Raw genomic sequence first — 19,431 nt, forward strand, 5'->3', positions numbered from 1 at the left:
CTATTTTGCTTTTCTATTTCTTATGTCTGTTTCAGAAGGCGTACTTGTAGTTGTAGCACCAGCATTATTTTTGTCTTCGTAAGGTTTTACAAGCATACCTGCGTAGGCTCCAGGTACTGGTTTAGATAATATTATTGTACCATCTGGAACTTGTTTTAAAACTACTTTAGTATCTGAAAAATAAACCGGTTTAACATCCATTACATCTAAAATACTATCTCTTACTACAAAAATCTGTGCGCCTTCATTTAATAGGTTTCGGTTAATTTCTATAGATTCTGGTTCTTCTTTAGCATTTAAGTTCGCTTCAAGATACATGCCTTCTTTAAGCGCTTCATTTTTCACTTCAATATATGCAGTAATGGTTTGTGTAGTGGCATCAATACTGCCATTTACTCTAGAAACCACACCATTGTAGGTTTTTGTATCGTCTAAATTATTTAAAACAACAGGTTCTCCTACTTTTAGCAACGAGGCATATGCTTTACTTATAGCCACTTCCATTTCGTAAACTGAAGGATCTATAAACTCACCTAATTTTTGTCCTGCCCTAACTAAAGAACCTTCTGTAACCAGTGCCTCTACTAAAACGCCACTAAAAGGTGCTTTAATGGTATACTTAGACAAACGCTCTTCTAAATTTTTAACATTGTAGTAACTAGATACTATACCTCTGCCTGTAATAAAGTAATTTTCTTTTTCTGAAGACATTTCTGGAAGCTTTGGCGTACTTGCGTTTAAATTAAAACTATTAAGGTACTTTTGCCACTTACCGGAAATTTCTGGAAAATCTAGCTGTAAATCTGGCATTACAGCAGCTATTGAATTATACAAATCGCTTTTAGCAGATTGTAAGCCTGCATAGAACTCTGCTGCATCAATACGAATAAGCGTTTGCCCTTTTGCGAATTTTTGCCCTGGTTTAAATAATTTTGCCCCAGATTTAAAAACACCTTGAACTTCTGAATATAATTCAACCCTACGTTTAGCTACCAGACTTCCATTTGCAGGTATTACTATTTTTACGATACCGTTTTTAACAGTATCTGTAAAAACAGTTTTTACAACTTTTTCTTGAACGGGTTTTGGTCTTTTTTTACTGTTAATTAGGTTTTTTGCAATAAATAAGGCACTTATAATAATTAAAATACCTAAAATAGCTAGTATAATTTTTCTCATATAATTATCTGTGGTAGTCACTAAAGCGACAAATTTACCTGATATTAAAATTATAATAGTTAAAAAAAACCCAAAAAGACTAACAACATAGGTTTTTAACCCATGTTATCGAGTTGCTCGTGTAGTGTTTCCCAATCTTTCATGTAGTTATCTAAATCTGATTTTTTCTTTTGATAATCATCAAAAAAATTAGGTTTAGAAGTTACTTCCTCATAATTAATCTCCAGTTCTAAATCTATGGCAGCTATTTCTTTTTCTAACTCAGAGATTTTAGCCTCTACATTACTCAACTTATTGTTTAATGACTTTAGCTTTTTTTGCTCTTGGTAAGAATGCTGCTTTTTTTCTTCAGGAACATTTTTAATTACAGTACGTTTTTCTACCTCTCTTAAGTTTTCAACTTGCCGTTGTTCTAAATAATAATCAACATCGCCAAGGTATTCTTTTATTTTATGGTCTTTAAATTCGTAAACTAAATTGGTTAACCCTTGTAAAAAATCTCTATCGTGAGATACCAATATTAATGTACCTTCAAAACGTTTTAATGCTTCTTTAAGTACGTTTTTAGATTTAATATCTAAATGGTTGGTTGGCTCATCCATAATTAGCACGTTAAAGGGTTGCAACATCAGTTTAGCCAATGCTAAGCGGTTACGTTCTCCTCCCGATAGCACCTTTACATACTTCTCTACCTCTTCACCTCTAAACAAAAACGACCCTAAAATATCGCGAACTTTACTTCTATTACTTTCGTTTGCAGCATCAATCATTGTATCTAAAACTGTTTTATTACCATCTAAATACTCTGCTTGGTTTTGGGCAAAATAACCTATCTGCACGTTATGCCCCAGTTTTAGATGTCCGTTGTATTTAATTTCACCTACAATAATTTTAGCAAGTGTAGACTTTCCTTGTCCGTTCTGCCCAACAAAAGCGGTTTTGCTGTCGCGCTCAATACGCAAATCTATATGTTTTAAAACGTGGTTATCTCCATAACTTTTTGAGATATTTTCTGCTTCTACAACCACTTTTCCCGGGGTTACTGAAACTGGAAAATTAAGTGTCATTACACTATTATCATCTTCATCAACTTCAATACGCTCAATTTTATCTAGTTTTTTTATTAGCGATTGTGCCATAGTTGCCTTAGAAGCTTTGGCCCTAAATTTTTCTATAAGTTTCTCGGTATGTTCAATTTGTTTTTGTTGGTTTTTTTGAGACGCTAACTGCTGTTCCCTTATTTCCTCCCTAAGTACTAGATATTTTGAATATGGTTTTGGATAATCGTATATGCGCCCCAAAGAAATCTCTATGGTACGGTTTGTTACGTTATCTAAAAACATTTTATCATGAGATACTATTACTACCGCTCCTGTATAATTTTTAAGAAATCCTTCCAACCAAATAATAGACTCTATATCCAAGTGGTTAGTAGGCTCATCTAAGAGCAAAATATCGTTATCTTGAAGCAATAGTTTAGCTAATTCTATACGCATACGCCATCCACCAGAAAACGTATCGGTAAGGCTATTAAAATCCTCTCTTTTAAACCCTAAACCCTGAAGAATTTTCTCGGTATTTCCTTGATAATTATACCCACCAATTATTTCGTATTGGTGCTGTAAATCGTTAATATCTATCATGAGTTGGTGGTAGCCTTCACTTTCGTAATCGGTACGTTCAGCTAGTTGGGTATTTATACCTTCCATTTTTGCCTCTAGCTGCTTTATTTCTTCAAATGCCTCATAAGCCTCTTCTAGCACTGTTCGCCCAAAAACAAAATCTATATCTTGTTTTAGAAATCCTATTTTTAAAGTTTTATCTGCTGCTATCTGACCCGAATCTGGATCTAATTCTTTTGATAAAATTTTAAGCATTGTAGATTTTCCTGCGCCATTTTTCCCAATTAAGCCCACGCGATCTCCATTTCCAAGCTTAAAAGTAATATCTTCAAAAAGGTATTCTCCTTGAAATGAAATAGATAAATTATGAATATTGAGCATAGAAATGTGACTTAGGTTACAACGATTTAAACTTTAAAATTTACCTTTGTTGTTTAGTTCTCTTAATTTATGGGAACAGCATTTTTAAATAAAATTTACAACTAAAGCTAAAAAACAGTTTTGTGATTACGCGAGCAAAAATACATTAAAATAAATGTTTAAAAAAGGAACAAAAATTTATAGTATATTAACGGGGTGCTGCCCTAAATGTCACCAAGAATCCATGTACAGCAATAAAAATGCATATGCGCTTTCAGACACTTTAAAAGTAAACGAACGCTGCTCGCACTGCAATACAAAATACCGTATAGAACCTTCTTTTTTTTACGGCGCAATGTACGTTAGTTATGCAGTGGGGGTTGCATTTGGTGTTGCTGCTTTTGTAATTAGTAATTTAATATTGGGAGCCGACTTAACTGTTACTTTTATTGCTATTGTAGGAACGCTTATTGTATTTATGCCAGTTATAATGCGACTTTCTAGAAATATTTGGATAAATATGTTTATGAGCTACGACGAAACACTTGCTAATAAAAATAAAAAAACTAGTTAAGCCTAGATAAACTAATGTCTTTCTCTAAAGAAATATCTTTATGTATTAACTCATAAAGTTGTTTTGCAACATATGGCCCAATCATAACACCTCTTGTGCCCAGTCCGTTAAGTAAATACATATTTTTATAATCTTTATGCTGACCAACCAAAGGCCTGCGGTCTTTTACCGTAGGACGTATGCCTGCAACTTGATTGATGATTTCAAACGGACAAGAAATCATGCTTTTAAGCCCTTCTAAAAGCTTTGTTTTGGCTTTTTGGGTTGTGTTATGGGTTAAATCGTATAATTCGTATGTGGCGCCAACAATATATAAATCGTTTCCTATTGGAATTAAAAACACGGGACCTTTTAAAACAAAATCAATCTTTAATTCTGGCGCGTAAATAGTTAATAATTCGCCTTTTGTTGGGCTTAGAGGCAAATTTTTAAAAAACGGATTTTTAGTTACACCAAAACCTTCTGAAAAAACTATGTGTTTCCCTATACTATTTTTATAGCTTAAATAGTCCTTTTTAACCTTTAAAGCATCGTAATTAAAAGATTCTTCTTTTAAAGCGTTATGATAGTCTAAAAAGGTTTTGTAGGATTTAATAAGCTTATTTACATCTATACGGCCAGTGTGTTGCACTTCGCCAAAACCAAAATCTGCTTTAATAGCTTTATTATTGTTAGAAATAATTTTTGAAGAAAGGTACTTAGCGAGCTTTGGCTTATCTGAAGCTAAAAACCAATTATTTTGTTCTTCAACCGATGCAAATTTTCTGTAAACAGGTATTTTATAATCTAAAGTTACTTTTAAGAGTTTTTCTAAGTTATTGTAGTGCTTTAATGCTATATCTAATTGTGTATCGCTTTCCCAAACGGCTGTAAAGCGTTTTAAAACTACTGGGTTATATAAACCGCCAGCTACCACCGATGATTTTTGCGAACTATCATCAAAAACAACAAAGGTTTTATTATTAGCACGTAATTGTTCGCAAAAACTAATACCAGCTAACCCAAGACCAACTATAATATAATCGTACTCTTTTTTCATATGGGTACAAATTTAACAAAATAGCGTACTACAATCATCTACTTAGCACAAAAGAAAAACGCCCACTTAAAAGCGGGCGTTTGTTGCTATATGTAAGAGATTAAAATTAGTAGGTCCACATATCTAATTCAAAATCTCTAATTTTAGTTTTAATACGTTCTGATTCTAGCAGTTGCATTAAAGCATTGTCTGTAATATACTCGTTAACCTTTCTATCGCCCTGTACATTTTCTTCTTTATAAATATAACCTTGAAAACGTCTGGAGTTTAACAAATGATCGAACGAATGTGGTATGGCACTGTTTTCATTATTAAATGCTTTGGCTTCGTGCAACACTTCTCTTGCATCTGGAAAAAATATCCAGAATAGTGGTACTAAATCAGGATTTTCATCATCAATAAAGTTAACATCAGGTGCTACAGGAGCAATACCTAAAAGTCTATACTTCATTTCAGCATGGCGTTTATCAAAATACCATAATCCTTTTATACGATACTCCACAATATCAGCAGCGGTAATATCACGTCTGTCTATAAATTCTTCAGACAATTGCTCTCCCGCGTTTAATTGTTCTATACCGTACTCTGTAGTATCTATTTTAGATAAAGCAGCTTCTATATCCTTTAACGTACGTTTTGTAGTAAAATAAGAATCGTCGTAAATGTTTTTTATTTTTCCATTCTTAATGTTTTTCATTAAAACATCATATAACGAACGTCTGTTATTACCAATATTGTTGGTATCGATAGGATAATATAATGGGAAGTTTGCACGCTCATCGAGCATAATGCGTTCCCAAACCATTTTAGAAAATAGAATATCCCTATCATCGACATATCCATACTCTAAAGGTTTATCGTTATCAATTGCCTTCTGTTCAGCTGTTCTTACGCCTATTTCTTCAGGGCTTTTCGCATTAAGTATGTTGGCTTGAGCAAACATGCTTCCTGCTGTAAAAACAGTTACAACGGTTAATAAAACACTTTTAAAATTCATCTTATTCTTCATTTTATTTTATGAGGTTAACATTGTTGTTAGCCTATCCCAAAAAACTTTGGGATTAATTTGTAAGCTCAACAAATACTGGTGATACTTTTTTAAGGATCACACTTACGCCACTTGCTTTAGCTTCTATATCAAATATCTGAACACCAGAACCACGCTTAGCTTTACGTAAGGCACTTTTTGCTCTACTATCTAGTTTGTTTCCGTTTACATCTATTGTAGGCTGTCCTGGAACTTTAAATTTAAATCCTGTAACGCGTAATGGTAGCTCAAAATCAAAATCTTCGAATTTTGCACCAATAGACGATTTTTCTAAGCTTTGACGCTGCATTTTAATTGCACCATCTTCCCCTCTAACTGTTCCTGTTGGTTTTGGTAAATCTTTAATTCTGAATTTAGCATTATCCGTTACTTTTCCTCCATCTGGTAGTGTACCTGTAACATTAATTGTTACTTCTCTACCTTTGATGTTTGTTGCATCCATAATATATCTACTACCGCCAACACCTGATAAACCTTGTGCACTTGCATTTACTTTATTATCTGGTATACCTGCAAATGAGATAGTCATTGGGTTTTTAACACCTCTATACACTACATTCATTTTATCAGCAGAAATAGTGGCTGCATTTGGCTTAGCTACTGTAGCAAAAGATGATTTAACAGGTACTTCAATCTCTTCACCATCTTGTGCAAATATTAGTTTACCTTCAATTGTATGCTCTCCAACGCCACCTGTACCTACTTTTAACTTCACCTTACCATCTTCAATAGAATACTGGTTTTCAGTAAGTTTTCTTCCATCTAAGGTTAGTTCTACTCTACTTGGTTTTGTAGATGCATCTTTACGACCTAATACAATTTGGCCATCGAATTGCTCTCCGTTGAAGTAAGCCGACTTTGAAGTTTCCATTAACGTTGTATAGTTTGTCATAGATACTTCGCTTGAAAGTGTACCTTGTAACATGTTTGACAATACCTCAGATTCTGTAGTTTTGATATCTGCTTGAAGCTGTGTCATTTTAGTTAAAGAGGCTACTAATGGAAAGCCTTTAAAGTGATAGTCTAACCAACCTTGAGGTCTGTTATCTCTATTCTTTACATCATCGGTACTAAACTTCTTTTTTACGTCATCAATAACAGGCTCCATTCCTGGTTGCCCTTTAAGTAAATCAACAACACCTTCTCTAAAAGTTCTCATTTGGTTTAAAAACTCTTCACCATCTGGTTTTATCTTATCACCTTTAAAAAAGTTTTGGTCAAGATAATCGCCTTTGTCCATAATTTCATAATCCGTTGGATTATCAATCTTAGCGGTCATTTTACTCTTTAAATCAGCTAAATAAGCATCAAAATCTGATGCTAGTTTATCTAATTTTTCAGCTTTTGCTTTTAATGGTTTAAATTTTTCTGGTTGTTCCTCAGCTTTTAATTCTAAACTAGCAAGAAAGTTGTTGTTTCTCTCTTCTGTTGCTTCGTTTGAGACCGTTAGCTTTTCGTTCATTAATCCGAATGCTGATAAAACTTCTTTCGACATATTTAAAGCTAGCATTGCTATAAATATTAAATACATCAAGTTTATCATTTTCTGTCTTGGTGATAAATTTCCTCCTGCCATGTTTAATTAGGTTTTGGTTATTAAATTTGGGTACCCCCTAATTATTTGTTCATTGCAGATAACATTCCACCATATACACCGTTAAGTGAAGATAAGTTTGAAGCTAAAGATGCCATTTGTTCTTTTAATTTAGCGGCATTTTCTACAGACTCCTCATTTATAGAAGCTTGTTTGTTAATGCTCTCTAACTGTACTTTGTACAAGCTATTTAAAGATTCCATTTGTGCTGCTGCCAAAGATAACTCTTCACCATACTTTTGTGTAGCTTGAATAGAATCTACAGTTGGAGAGATACCTTTTGCTGCTCCTTCAAAGTTTTTAATACTTTCGCCTAAGCTTGCCATTAATTCTCCGTCTATCTTAGCTTCTTTTAGTAACTCGTCTAATTTTTGAGACAATACACCTTTAGGGTTTTGAGACTCTTTTGCAGACGCCTCTCCACCTGCTAATTCAGGATATACTAAAGACCAATCTAAATCGTTGTCTACTGGTTCAAATGCCGATAGTGCGAAAATAATTGCTTCGGTTACAAGACCAATGGTTAACATTACGTTACCGGTTAAGAATCCTATTTCGAAGTGTGTAATTTTAAATAATGCTCCGATGATTACAATTGATGCCCCTAATCCGTAGGCCATATTCATGAATCTTTTACTTGCTTTTGACTGTGCCATAATTTTTGGTTTTTAATTTTAAGCAGACAAACTACTTAAGTAGGTTAAATTAATAGTTATTACTGATTTGATTTAATACGATTTATTTACCGTTCTTAGTTACGTTTGTCCCCATGTAATCTTGAACGGTTCTGAAACCTATATAACTTCTTGCAGAATCTGCATATTCGTAATCTCTTGAACTTACCTGTAAAAAGTAAGCCACATCTTTCCAAGACCCACCGCGAATAACTTTACGCGTATTATCTGGATCGTTAACACTTGGATTTATGGTTGATGAATACTCATAAGACGCAGGGTCGTATGATGCATTTACCCATTCTGAAACGTTACCAGCCATATTGTATAAATTGTAATCGTTTGGCTCGTAAGACTTCGCTTCTACTGTATACAATGCTTGGTCTGCTGCGTAATCTCCACGTACTGGTTTAAAGTTTGCCATAAAACAACCCCTATCACTTTTAGTGTAAGGACCTCCCCACGGATACGTTGCTGCTTGCAGGCCACCTCTGGCAGCATATTCCCACTCTGCTTCTGATGGTAATCTAAATCTATTTACCAAAGCAGCACCTTTTCTGGTTTTTTGGTAGGTGTTTTTATTAATGGTTCTCCATTCGCAAAAGGCTTTTGCTTGTTTCCAAGTTACACCAACTACAGGATATTCGCCATAAGCTTCGTGCCAAAAATAATCGTTGTGCATTGGCTCGTTGTACGAATATTGAAAATCTCTAATCCAAACTGTTGTATCAGGATATACTTCTACTTCTTCCTTTTTAATTACTTTACTACGTTTAACACCTCTACTTTTCGCAGCTTCTTGAATATCCATGTAACTGTACTGGAATTTGAACTTTTTCACATCCCAAGTACGCTGCCCGTTATAAGATTCTTCTAAAGGCAAATACATAGTATCCATAACCTCAGCATAATACTCATCTAAATATTCTGATGTATCAAAGATTAGGTCTACATCTTTATTAATTTTTCTCCCTTCATATCCTGTTGGCCCTAATCCTGTATAATTTTCATACATATATTTTTCGTACACCGACATATTTTCAGGATCTGCGTCTTTAAAGGCGTATTCTCCTATAGTACCTGCATCGGCTTGGGTTAACCCCACATCGTCTGCAAGTTTAGCAAGCTCCATTCTTAAAATAGAATCTCTTACCCAATGCACGAACTGTCGGTATTCACTATTTGTAATTTCGGTTGCATCCATATAGAAGGCTCTAACCGTAACTGTCTTTCCTGGAGCATCATTCACCCCAGCAAGATCGTCGTCGGCCTTACCCATTATAAATGCACCACCAGGGACAAGCTCCATACCATAAGGCTTTTCTGGATGCCATTTTTTTCCTTTAACGCCTACCAGCTCACCTCTATCTTTAGAGCCACAACTAGCCAGTAAAGTTAATACTGCGGTTAATAAAACAAACTTCTTCATATTCATAGAAAACTCGAGGTTAATGATTATAGCTTAATTTTTGAGAGCGTAAACATATTTATATATTTTCGAAAAAACAACTTTTTATCTAAAAAAATAACATTTCATCGTGAAAATTTGGCATTTCACCGATAAAATTGACCTTTTGACCATACTTTGTCTATCACACAGAATTCTTCTGAAACGCTTTAAACCAGCGGTTTGGCACTTTATCATTACAAGCGTCTAGATAATCTTGATGCGTGCATGGTAATAACGTGTGTCTTTTTAATTTATTATTCACTTCTGCCAAAAAAGGAATCTCCACCCACCAACGTCCTGTTTTATTACTCTTGTAAAATACTAGTTCGTGAGACTCTACCAAAGTATAAAATTTTTGATAGCTTTTTTCATCTGCGAAATTATCATCCTTAACCCTACAATTTACGCCTTCGATAAAATACCAAATTATTTGCGCTATAAGCATTGAGGTGACCTCATCATCATGCGATGGCTTATATTCGTATATACCAAAAGAGCTTACTTTATTACTAATACCTGCATACCTAGAAATGGCACAAATTTCCTTTCCATCTAAACCGTTAGGGGAAAACTTTTGCTTTAAGTTCACCTCAGCGCCTTTTACTGATTTTAAATCTAACGTAACAATATTAGCATCTCTAAGCACGGGCTCTACTATAGTAATATCTTTATTGACTTCGCCTAATCGATACGATTCAAAGTACAAACGCTCCATTAGGTCTATTTCTTCCTGCGAATTAAAATAGGTTTGGTAGCCAATGTTTGAATAATTAAAGAGGTTGTAAGGCTCATCTAAAATTATTTTTCCAACATAGCTATTATTTTTTATGGGTTTTGCAGAATCCCCTAAATCGAACTTACAATCTATATTTACCAAGTTTACCATAGGCATTAATGCATCATAAGCGCGATAATTAGCATATGTTAGGTCCTGGCTTCCTCCTAGCAAAACAGGAATAATATGTTTTTTAATAAGAATTTCTATTGTTTCTCTTAGCGCAAAATAGGTATCTTCTACACTTTCGCCTGCATTTATATCGCCTAAATCTGCTACTGTGGTATTCCAACTCCCCGGAAATAAAGCGTATAGAGACTTTCTAATTTCGTCTAATGTAAATGCTTCACCAATATAATTTACATCATTTCTGTTTTCTATTACACCTAACAGGGCAATATCTACACCTTGTAATTCTGGAATACCTTTTTGTTTAGAATGTACACGAAGTTTTCTTCCCAGAGATTGTGTAGACAATAATTCGTTGTGTGCTAAAACATTGTCTGATACGGGGGAAAGAAAATTGAAATTCATATTGCGAAATACTATTTATTTTTTGTTGTTGCCTTTTTTTTAGTAGTGCGTTTTTTGGTTGCTTTTTTCTTTGGGGCTTTTTTCTTTGGTGCCTTTGTTTCAATGTGGGCTTTAGCTTCTTCTAAAGTCATATCAGATACATCTACGGTTTTAGGCAACTCTACCTTAACCTTCCCTTTTATTACATTATGCCTACCCCAACGTGCCTTTTCCACACGAATGCCTTCTTCTTCCCAGTGGTGAATGAGCTTATCTTTTTCCTTTTGAATTTTATCTTCAATTAATTCAACGATATCGTCGTCTGATAAGTTATCCCAATCGTACTTTTTGTTTACATTAATAAACATATTGTTCCATTTTATAAACGGCCCAAAACGCCCTTTACCTTTTTGTACTGGTAAATCTTTGTACATATATATGGGCGCATCTGCTTTTTGTTTCTCTTTAATTAAAACAATGGCATCGTCTAGCTCTACACTAAGAGGATCTTGCCCTTTTGGTAACGACACAAACGCCTTACCAAATTTTACATAAGGCCCATACCGCCCATTATTAACCTGTACTTCCTCTCCCTCGTATTCTCCTAACGTTTTTGGCAACTGAAACAAATCCATAGCCTCTTCGTAGGTAATTGTATTTAGCTGTTGTTCTGGACTCAAACTTGCAAATTGTGGTTTCTCCTCGTCGTCTACGGTACCTATTTGTACCATTGGCCCAAATTTACCTAAGCGTACACTTACTTGTCGTCCTGTTTTAGGATCGGTTCCTAGTACACGTTCTCCTGATTCTCTGTCGGCATTTTCTTTTACATCTTCTACAACAGGATGGAATTTTTTATAGAAAGACTGCATCATTTCCGTCCAATCCTCCTTTCCTTCTGCTATTTCATCAAAATCTTCTTCAACTTTAGCCGTAAAATTATAATCTAATATTGCTTCGAAATGATTTACTAAAAAGTCGGTTACAATCATACCAATATCGGTTGGTACTAGTTTTCCTTTATCCGATCCTACTTTCTCGGTTAATGTTTTATCGGAAACTTTACCGTTTTGAAGTTTTAATTGCGTGTACGCTCGCTCCACACCTTCAACAGTTCCTTTTTCAATATAATTTCTATTTTGAATAGTTGAAATTGTAGGCGCATAAGTTGAAGGACGACCAATACCTAATTCCTCTAGTTTTTTAACCAAGGAAGCCTCGGTATATCTTGCTGGCGGACGTGTGTAGCGTTCGGTTGCCGAAATAAAACTATTGAGTAACGTTTCATTAACCTTTAAATCTGGCAACATGCCTTCTTGTTCTATATCCTCATCATCGGTACCTTCTAGATACACTTTTAAAAATCCATCAAATTTTATTACTTCACCATTTGCAGTAAAGGTTTCGTTATGGGTAGAGGCTTCAATTTTTACATTTGTGCGCTCTAACTGCGCATCACTCATTTGAGATGCAATAGCGCGTTTCCAAATTAAATCGTACAGTCTCGCTTGGTCTCTATCTATATTTACAGAATGTGTAGAAAAATCTGTAGGGCGAATTGCTTCGTGCGCTTCTTGTGCTCCTTTTGCTTTTCCCTTATAGTTTCTTGGGTTACTGTAGGTTTTACCATAGGCATTTTCAATTTCGGCCTGTGCCCCTTGTCTTGCCTCATCAGATAGATTAACACTATCGGTTCTCATATAAGTAATTAAACCTGCTTCGTACAAGCGTTGGGCCATCGTCATGGTTTTACTTACCGAAAAATATAATTTTCTTGATGCTTCCTGTTGAAGTGTTGATGTTGTAAATGGTGCTGCTGGCGATTTTTTTGCAGGTTTTTTTTGAAGGTCTGCTACTTTAAAATCTGCCGCTGCGTTTTTCTCTAAAAACTTATAGGCTTCTTCCTTAGTTTTAAAATTCTTCGGTAGTTTTGCTTTAAAGGATTGCCCATCTTCATTAGAAAATTCAGCATCAATTCTAAAAGACGCCTCGGGTGTGAATTCTTGAATTTCTCGTTCTTTTTCAACAATTAACCGAACTGACACTGATTGTACACGACCTGCGGACAACCCTCCTTTAACCTTACGCCAAAGTACCGGAGACAGCTCATAACCTACTATTCTATCTAACACACGGCGTGCTTGTTGAGCATCTACCAAATCGTAATCTATACCTCTTGGGTTTTCAATTGCTTTTTTTATGGCCGACTTGGTTATTTCGTGGAATACTATACGCTTTATTTTAGCCTTGTCTAATTTTAGCGTTTCTGCCAAATGCCACGCAATAGCTTCTCCTTCTCGATCTTCATCACTTGCCAACCAAACCATTTCAGCTTTATTAGCAAGAGATTTAAGTTTTTTTACTATCTCTTTTTTATCTTTAGAAACTTGGTATTTAGGCTTAAAATCGCCTTCTACGTCTACCCCCAATTCTTTAGAGGGTAAGTCGGCTATGTGCCCAAAACTAGATTCTACTTTAAAGTCTTTACCTAAAAATTTTTCTATAGTTTTTGCCTTTGCAGGTGACTCAACTATCACTAAATTCTTCGCCATACATCATTTTTTGAAGCTACAAATGTATATGAAAAAAAGTTTATCTGCCTAATTTTAAAGATTAACTGTGTGCGATTTAATAAAAAAAGCCTGCTTTTTAATGTTAAAAGCAGGCTTTTAATTTTTATATTTTTGGTTTATTATAGCACTTCACCAGAACCTATTTGTTCTATTTCGCTTTTATCATCAAAACCTATAACATGTTTGTAAATAAAGTACAAAGGTATATAAGCAAATGAAGCTGTAAAAAATGTGCCAATAAAACACATAAGCGTACCAACAATAGATGCTAAAAACCCCGAAACCAACATTAACCCAAAAATAATTAACCACTTTTTGTTGCCTAATTTAAAGCTAGCATTTACAATATCAGATGCAGACATATCTGGGTTATATGCATAAATTACATTAATTATTGCTACTGGCACCATCATATATATAATAGGAAAAACACACAGTATGTATGCTGCTATAATCAACCCAAAAGAAATAGCGCCTAATTTTATAGTTTTTCCCAAATAAGGTGCTTTAAAGTAGTAGAAGTAATCGTCTTTAGTAGTTTCCCCAGCATCTTTTTGTTTACAAATTCTAAAAAAAGCAGATTTCAACCCAAAACTTATAACAATGGCAGCGAAAACGGTAACTAAAAGCAACCCATAAAAAGGAAGTAGTACCGCCATATCTGGTTGGCTTTCATAAGCATTTGGCTCTAACATACCTGAAGCTATTAAAGGCGCATACATTAAAATGTAAAAAGGCAAAACAAACAAACCTGTTAGTAAAATAACAATAAAACCTTGTAGCCAAACTTTTTTAAACAGTTCTATAGATTCACTAAAAATACTGCCAAAATCTAGGTCTTTTGCAGTTTCTACCTTATCAATTATTGTTTTTAATGTATTCATAATATTATGATTTTGGTTAGTATTGTTTAAGTAAAAGTATTTTATTTTAGAGTGTGTTACAAATATCTTGATAAAAATTACTCTATTCCTATTTTATCTATATCGCTTATGTTTTCGAATCCAAAAACATCCTTGTAAACTAAATAGGTAGGCAGGTAAACAATAGAAATTGTAAACAAAACACCTATAAAACATGCCACAATACCTAACATACCCAAGATTACGGTAACAAATAATAACCCAAAAATTAAGAACCACTTTTTTGAACCAAACCTGAAGCTTAGCACAAAGAAATCTGAACTTTCTAAGTGGGGATTAAATGCAAAAAACACAACAAACAATGCGGTATAAACACTAAAAATAACTGATATAATAGCATTTAACAAAGAGGCAGTAAGTGCGGGCAAAAAACGCTCAGAAACTAAATTAAGTAATGCTATTAATAGCGAAAATGCTGCGATAGCAAAAATTTTACCTAAGTATTTTGATTTAAAAAAATAGAAAAAATCTTTAAAACCAAACGTTTCATTAAAATCTATTTTCTTTATAATTCTGTAAAAACCTGCTACAAAAGCTGTACTAAAAAAACTCATTACAAAAGTAACTCCCAAAACCAAGTATTGAAAATAGCCAGATTGCTCCTGCAGTAAACTACTTGCATCGTTGGGATCGTAACCACCAGATTCTACCTGCTCCATAACAGAATTAAACATTGGCACATATATAGCCGTAAAAAACGGCAACATTATTAATAATAGCAACAGTACTAGAATGATACCTTGCGTCCACGTTTTTTTAAACAGCTCTAGAGTTTTACTTAAAATATCTCCAAAATCTAATTGTTTAGCTGTTTCAATTTTTTCTAATAAACTGTTTACAGAATTCATTTATACAAGTTTGGTTAGTTAATTTCTAATAAAAAAACGTTGCAATTATACACAAAAAAATCTGCCCGAAGGCAGATTTTTCAACAACATTCAGTTTAGTTTAGTTGAGTGAATATGCACTAATAAGTGCAACGTTGTTTATCATGTACTTGTATTGATATATGGTATTATCACCTATCATTATCAAGCTGTTTTCTAACGGTATAACGTCTTTGGCCTGCACATTTTTAAGTGTTTTAACCAAACTTAAATCTACTGGCGTGTTGCGTTTAAATAATTTTAAACCCGCAGTGCCATCGCAAACATAAAGCATATTATCCTTTATTCCAAGTCCGTAAGGATTTTCTAAAATATAACGTTCAGCTAATTTAGGATGGCTTTTATCTTTAATGTCTATAACCTCCAGAACACTTTCTTGTTGTCCGCAAACATTGCCACCTCGCAAGGTTAAATAAGCATAATCGCCATCTACCACAACAGGATCGCACCCTTGCCAATGTGTAAATTCTGAAACATACTCTGGTGAAGACGGTGTTTTTAAATCGTAAATAAACATCCCTGTTGTACTGCCCAAATACAAATAATTATCTGCTGCAAACATGGTTTCTATATTCCACCCTACATGTTGTATTGTTGCTAAAACAGGACTATCCAAATTTTGAATATTAAAAATAGACATGCTGTTTTGACCCACAGTGTACAAATAATTATGCACTATTTGAAATCGTGCCAAAGACCCTCCTATGCCCACATTAGACTCTGCCATTGTATTAGCAAAAAAAACATCATTGGTAATTATTGTTTGATTGTATTTTTCTCTAGATTCTCGTTTTAAATTCCACCCAACAATAACATCGTTTTCAAAATCTATCATTTGGTAATCGGTATATTCCGCCTCTTCTGGTATTTGGTAATTGTATACTTCAAACACATCTTCTAAACGCTCTATTTGTTTCACGTTATTAATTTGTGAAATATCAAAAACCACCAAATCTGTAGCACTATCGGCATACAAATAATTGTCTTTAACAGAAATATCTTCATTCCCCGGAATCTCTATAAAGTTTATGGGCTGCGGAAATTTTGGATTAGAATTATCTATAATATGAATTCCTTTATTTACATCTGAAACAAAAATATAATTTGCATAGGTATAAATTTTCCCCGATTCTTCAATAGGTTGTGGCACCTTGATTTTTACTGCTTTTCTAAATTCTGTTTTACTCATTATTTCTGGAGTGGCCACAATAATTACATCTGTATCATCATCATTATCACAGGAAAATAATACAATAAGTGCAAAAAGACTTAAAATTATTGATGCTGGTTTCATAGTTTATAGTTTTGTTTGTTAATAGCAAGTATTTTAATAGGAATATAGTAATGACGATTCCCAACCGTTTAAGTGCAAAACAACCTTATTTACACTGTTACTAATTTGTAGTGGCTTTAAATTAAAAGAAATGGTTTTCTCAAAATAGGCGTCGCAATCCTCATTATTTACCAATTCAAATTTCAAGTTTCGCTGTTCTGGAAGCGATTGTGCAATTGCTTCAGAGCCTACCAAATTACAAGCCCATGTTGCGCCATCGCAACCAGAAGCTCCTATTTTAATATTCAAACAATCATCAACAATTTCTACATCAATAAAATTAAAATCGTCTGAAACCAAACTGCCGTACAACGCTTTATTTAAAATTACAACCTCATCACAAGAATTATCAACATCTACAACAAGCGCGTCTTCATCGCATTGCATGTTGGTAAAACAAAGTGCAATAAGTATCAATAAAGCTGTTTTCTTTATTTTAAGCATGTTGTTCTAAAATTTAAAAATCGGAAATCCATTTTCGCAAACCACAGCTTTTGGTGGGCTTACAATGTCGCAAGTAGAAAACACACTCCACTTAAGGTTATAATCTTGTTCTGCTTTGGTATATGCTTCTATTCGTTTTAAAAACTCTTCGGTATCTATTGTTGTTGGGTATGCCACAAACCATTGTGGTCCGCCACAAGCTTTAGAACCATAAGGGGTGAATGTCCAGTTTGCACTATTCTGGCAAGGTAAATCTTTCACTAACTCTAAAGCATTATAAAACAAATCCATTAATGCACGATAGTCTTTTTCTTGTTCGGTGAGTTCTTTAGTAAGTACCAATTCGTTTTCTGTTAACGATAAAATACGCCATGCATAATGGTTTGGAAAATGGTCTTGGTTTATAGTTATTACATCTTCGGTTAATTGCCATTTACCTTCATAATTAGAGAAAATTAATGGAGGTGTGCCACAAAAACCAGACGAACGTTCAACAAAATTATTCTTATCTAAAATAGAAATACCATAACCATCCTCAGGAAGGCTCTTTACGCGGCTTAGGGTTATGGTTTCTTCGTTATATTTAGGTTCTGCCCAGTGGCCAATTAATAAGTTGTTTGCATCTATAAGTGCTTCCTCATTGGGCTCGCATCGCATATTTACAAAACAAAATATAATAGCAACGGCAAAAACAATTTTCTTCATTTAGTTTTAAAGTTTTATTCTGAAATTCAGTTATTAGATACAAAATTACACAAATGGTTGCGTGAAAAAACCAACGTATTTTAAAGATTAAAAAGAATTTCTTTTTCGTCTGGATTATAATAACCAAAGCAATACGTATTTCACCTGTTAAACTTAGTGTAAAGAATTAAAGAATTCTTTCTTAAATAAAGCCTGCCACTTTGTCATAAAACACAATTTAATTGTATCTTTGCACCTGCCTTACTGTAAGTAGGCACAAAATTTGACCCAGCGGGGTTTCTTAACATTATGGAAAAGATTATAGACGAAAATAAACAAGGAGAATCTCTAGTTCTCGATAAAAAAGAAGGCAATACACGCAAACTCTTTATAGAAAGTTATGGCTGCCAAATGAATTTTAGTGATAGTGAAATTGTAGCTTCAATTTTAACTGAACAAGGGTTTAATACTACCCAAAATTTAGAAGAAGCCGATTTGGTTTTGGTAAACACCTGTTCTATTCGTGATAAAGCTGAACAAACCGTTAGAAAGCGCCTAGAAAAGTACAATGCCGTTAAGCAAGCGCAAAACCCAAATATGAAAGTTGGTGTTTTGGGTTGTATGGCAGAACGATTAAAAAGTAAATTCCTAGAGGAAGAAAAAATTGTAGATTTAGTGGTAGGGCCAGATGCCTACAAAGATTTGCCAAACCTTTTAGCCGAAGTAGAAGATGGTAGAGATGCCATTAACGTTATTCTCTCTAAAGAGGAAACTTATGGCGATATTTCGCCTGTACGCTTAAACACCAATGGCGTTACTGCTTTTGTATCTATTACCCGAGGTTGCGATAACATGTGTACATTTTGTGTAGTACCATTTACCCGCGGGCGCGAACGTAGTAGAGACCCGCAAAGCATTATAGAGGAAATTAACGATTTATGGAATAAAGGATATAAGGAAGTAACCCTTTTAGGGCAAAATGTAGATAGCTATTTATGGTATGGCGGCGGATTAAAAAAAGATTTTGAAAAAGCCAGTGATATACAAAAAGCTACTGCCGTTAATTTTGCAAAACTGCTAGATTTATGTGCCAAAGCCCAACCAAAAATGCGTTTTCGTTTTTCTACCTCCAATCCGCAAGATTTTACGTTGGATGTTATTGAAACCATGGCAAAACACAAAAATATATGCAACTACATTCATTTACCTGTGCAAAGTGGTAGTAATCGTATTCTAAAAGCAATGAACCGCCTGCACACGCGTGAAGAGTATTTTGAGTTAATTGACAATATAAAACGTTTAATACCAGATTGTGCTATTAGCCAGGATATGATTGCTGGTTTCCCAACCGAAACCGAAGAGGATCATCTGGATACTTTGAGTTTAATGGAATACGTAAAGTACGATTTTGGTTTTATGTTTGCTTATTCCGAGCGTCCGGGCACATTAGCAGAACGAAAAATGGAAGATGATATTCCTGAGGATGTTAAAAAACGTCGCCTTAACGAAATAATAGCATTACAACAAAAACATAGTTTATTGCGCACACAAGCCCATATAGGAAAAACAGAGGAAGTTTTAATTGAAAAAACCTCTAAACGATCAGATGCACATTGGTCTGGAAGAAACACCCAAAATACAGTTGTAGTATTTCCAAAAGGCAACTACAAGGTTGGCGATTTTGTAAATGTAAAGATTACAGACTGTACGAGTGCAACATTAATTGGTGAGGCGGTAGAATATTCAGATAATAATTAAT

The 19,431-nt window shown here is 34.3% G+C and carries 16 protein-coding genes; 2 read left to right on the top strand and 14 right to left on the bottom strand.

The annotated features are described in order from the left end of the window. Positions 1-1,179, bottom strand: coding sequence for an efflux RND transporter periplasmic adaptor subunit (locus CLV33_RS01175; protein WP_105472355.1), 1,179 nt, complete (start codon positions 1,177-1,179; stop codon positions 1-3). A gap of 95 nt (positions 1,180-1,274) precedes the next feature. Next, complete coding sequence (locus CLV33_RS01180; protein ID WP_105472356.1) at positions 1,275-3,182, bottom strand: ABC-F family ATP-binding cassette domain-containing protein; 1,908 nt, start codon at positions 3,180-3,182, stop codon at positions 1,275-1,277. 154 nt (positions 3,183-3,336) lie between these two features. Between CLV33_RS01180 and CLV33_RS01185 the strand changes: the two genes are divergently transcribed. Continuing rightward, positions 3,337-3,735, top strand: coding sequence for a DUF983 domain-containing protein (locus tag CLV33_RS01185; protein ID WP_042248035.1), 399 nt, complete (start codon positions 3,337-3,339; stop codon positions 3,733-3,735). On the opposite strand, the gene CLV33_RS01190 is transcribed toward CLV33_RS01185, so the two are convergent. From CLV33_RS01190 to CLV33_RS01245, 12 genes are all read right to left on the bottom strand, one after another. Beyond that, positions 3,728-4,774, bottom strand: a complete 1,047-nt coding sequence (locus tag CLV33_RS01190; protein WP_105472357.1) for an NAD(P)/FAD-dependent oxidoreductase — start codon at positions 4,772-4,774, stop codon at positions 3,728-3,730. The genes CLV33_RS01185 and CLV33_RS01190 overlap by 8 nt on opposite strands. Positions 4,775-4,880: 106 nt before the next feature. Next, positions 4,881-5,771, bottom strand: a complete 891-nt coding sequence (gene porN / locus CLV33_RS01195) for a type IX secretion system ring subunit PorN/GldN (protein WP_042243141.1) — start codon at positions 5,769-5,771, stop codon at positions 4,881-4,883. A 64-nt stretch (positions 5,772-5,835) separates the two neighbouring features. Further along, positions 5,836-7,398: a type IX secretion system motor protein PorM/GldM gene (gene porM / locus CLV33_RS01200; RefSeq protein ID WP_042243138.1), complete on the bottom strand. Its 1,563-nt coding sequence runs from the start codon at positions 7,396-7,398 to the stop codon at positions 5,836-5,838. 41 nt (positions 7,399-7,439) lie between these two features. Next, complete coding sequence (gene porL, locus CLV33_RS01205) at positions 7,440-8,072, bottom strand: type IX secretion system motor protein PorL/GldL (protein ID WP_042243136.1); 633 nt, start codon at positions 8,070-8,072, stop codon at positions 7,440-7,442. 82 nt (positions 8,073-8,154) lie between these two features. Then, on the bottom strand, positions 8,155-9,519 hold the full coding sequence (gene porK, locus CLV33_RS01210) for a type IX secretion system lipoprotein PorK/GldK (RefSeq protein ID WP_449546271.1): 1,365 nt from the start codon (positions 9,517-9,519) through the stop codon (positions 8,155-8,157). Between the two features lie 163 nt (positions 9,520-9,682). After that, the gene (locus tag CLV33_RS01215) at positions 9,683-10,849 is read right to left on the bottom strand and encodes a formimidoylglutamase (protein WP_105472359.1); all 1,167 of its coding nucleotides are present in this window, start codon (positions 10,847-10,849) and stop codon (positions 9,683-9,685) included. A gap of 11 nt (positions 10,850-10,860) precedes the next feature. After that, positions 10,861-13,380 carry a type I DNA topoisomerase gene (topA, locus tag CLV33_RS01220; protein ID WP_045372432.1) on the bottom strand — a complete coding sequence of 840 codons (2,520 nt, stop codon included), beginning with the start codon at positions 13,378-13,380 and terminating at the stop codon, positions 10,861-10,863. Between the two features lie 140 nt (positions 13,381-13,520). After that, on the bottom strand, positions 13,521-14,285 hold the full coding sequence (locus CLV33_RS01225; RefSeq protein WP_105472360.1) for a hypothetical protein: 765 nt from the start codon (positions 14,283-14,285) through the stop codon (positions 13,521-13,523). A gap of 77 nt (positions 14,286-14,362) precedes the next feature. Beyond that, complete coding sequence (locus CLV33_RS01230; protein ID WP_105472361.1) at positions 14,363-15,172, bottom strand: hypothetical protein; 810 nt, start codon at positions 15,170-15,172, stop codon at positions 14,363-14,365. A 100-nt stretch (positions 15,173-15,272) separates the two neighbouring features. Beyond that, the gene (locus tag CLV33_RS01235) at positions 15,273-16,505 is read right to left on the bottom strand and encodes an LVIVD repeat-containing protein (protein WP_105472362.1); all 1,233 of its coding nucleotides are present in this window, start codon (positions 16,503-16,505) and stop codon (positions 15,273-15,275) included. A gap of 33 nt (positions 16,506-16,538) precedes the next feature. Then, entirely contained in the window at positions 16,539-16,988 is a 450-nt protein-coding gene (locus CLV33_RS01240) for a hypothetical protein (protein WP_105472363.1), read from the bottom strand. Between the two features lie 6 nt (positions 16,989-16,994). Then, the gene (locus CLV33_RS01245; RefSeq protein ID WP_105472364.1) at positions 16,995-17,693 is read right to left on the bottom strand and encodes a lipocalin family protein; all 699 of its coding nucleotides are present in this window, start codon (positions 17,691-17,693) and stop codon (positions 16,995-16,997) included. A gap of 288 nt (positions 17,694-17,981) precedes the next feature. Between CLV33_RS01245 and miaB the strand changes: the two genes are divergently transcribed. Next, positions 17,982-19,430 (top strand): tRNA (N6-isopentenyl adenosine(37)-C2)-methylthiotransferase MiaB, encoded by a 1,449-nt coding sequence (miaB, locus tag CLV33_RS01250; protein WP_105472365.1) that lies wholly within the window; start codon positions 17,982-17,984, stop codon positions 19,428-19,430. Position 19,431: the final 1 nt, after the last annotated feature.

Origin of the sequence: Jejuia pallidilutea, from assembly GCF_002973595.1 — a bacterium.
Lineage (GTDB): Bacteria > Bacteroidota > Bacteroidia > Flavobacteriales > Flavobacteriaceae > Jejuia > Jejuia pallidilutea.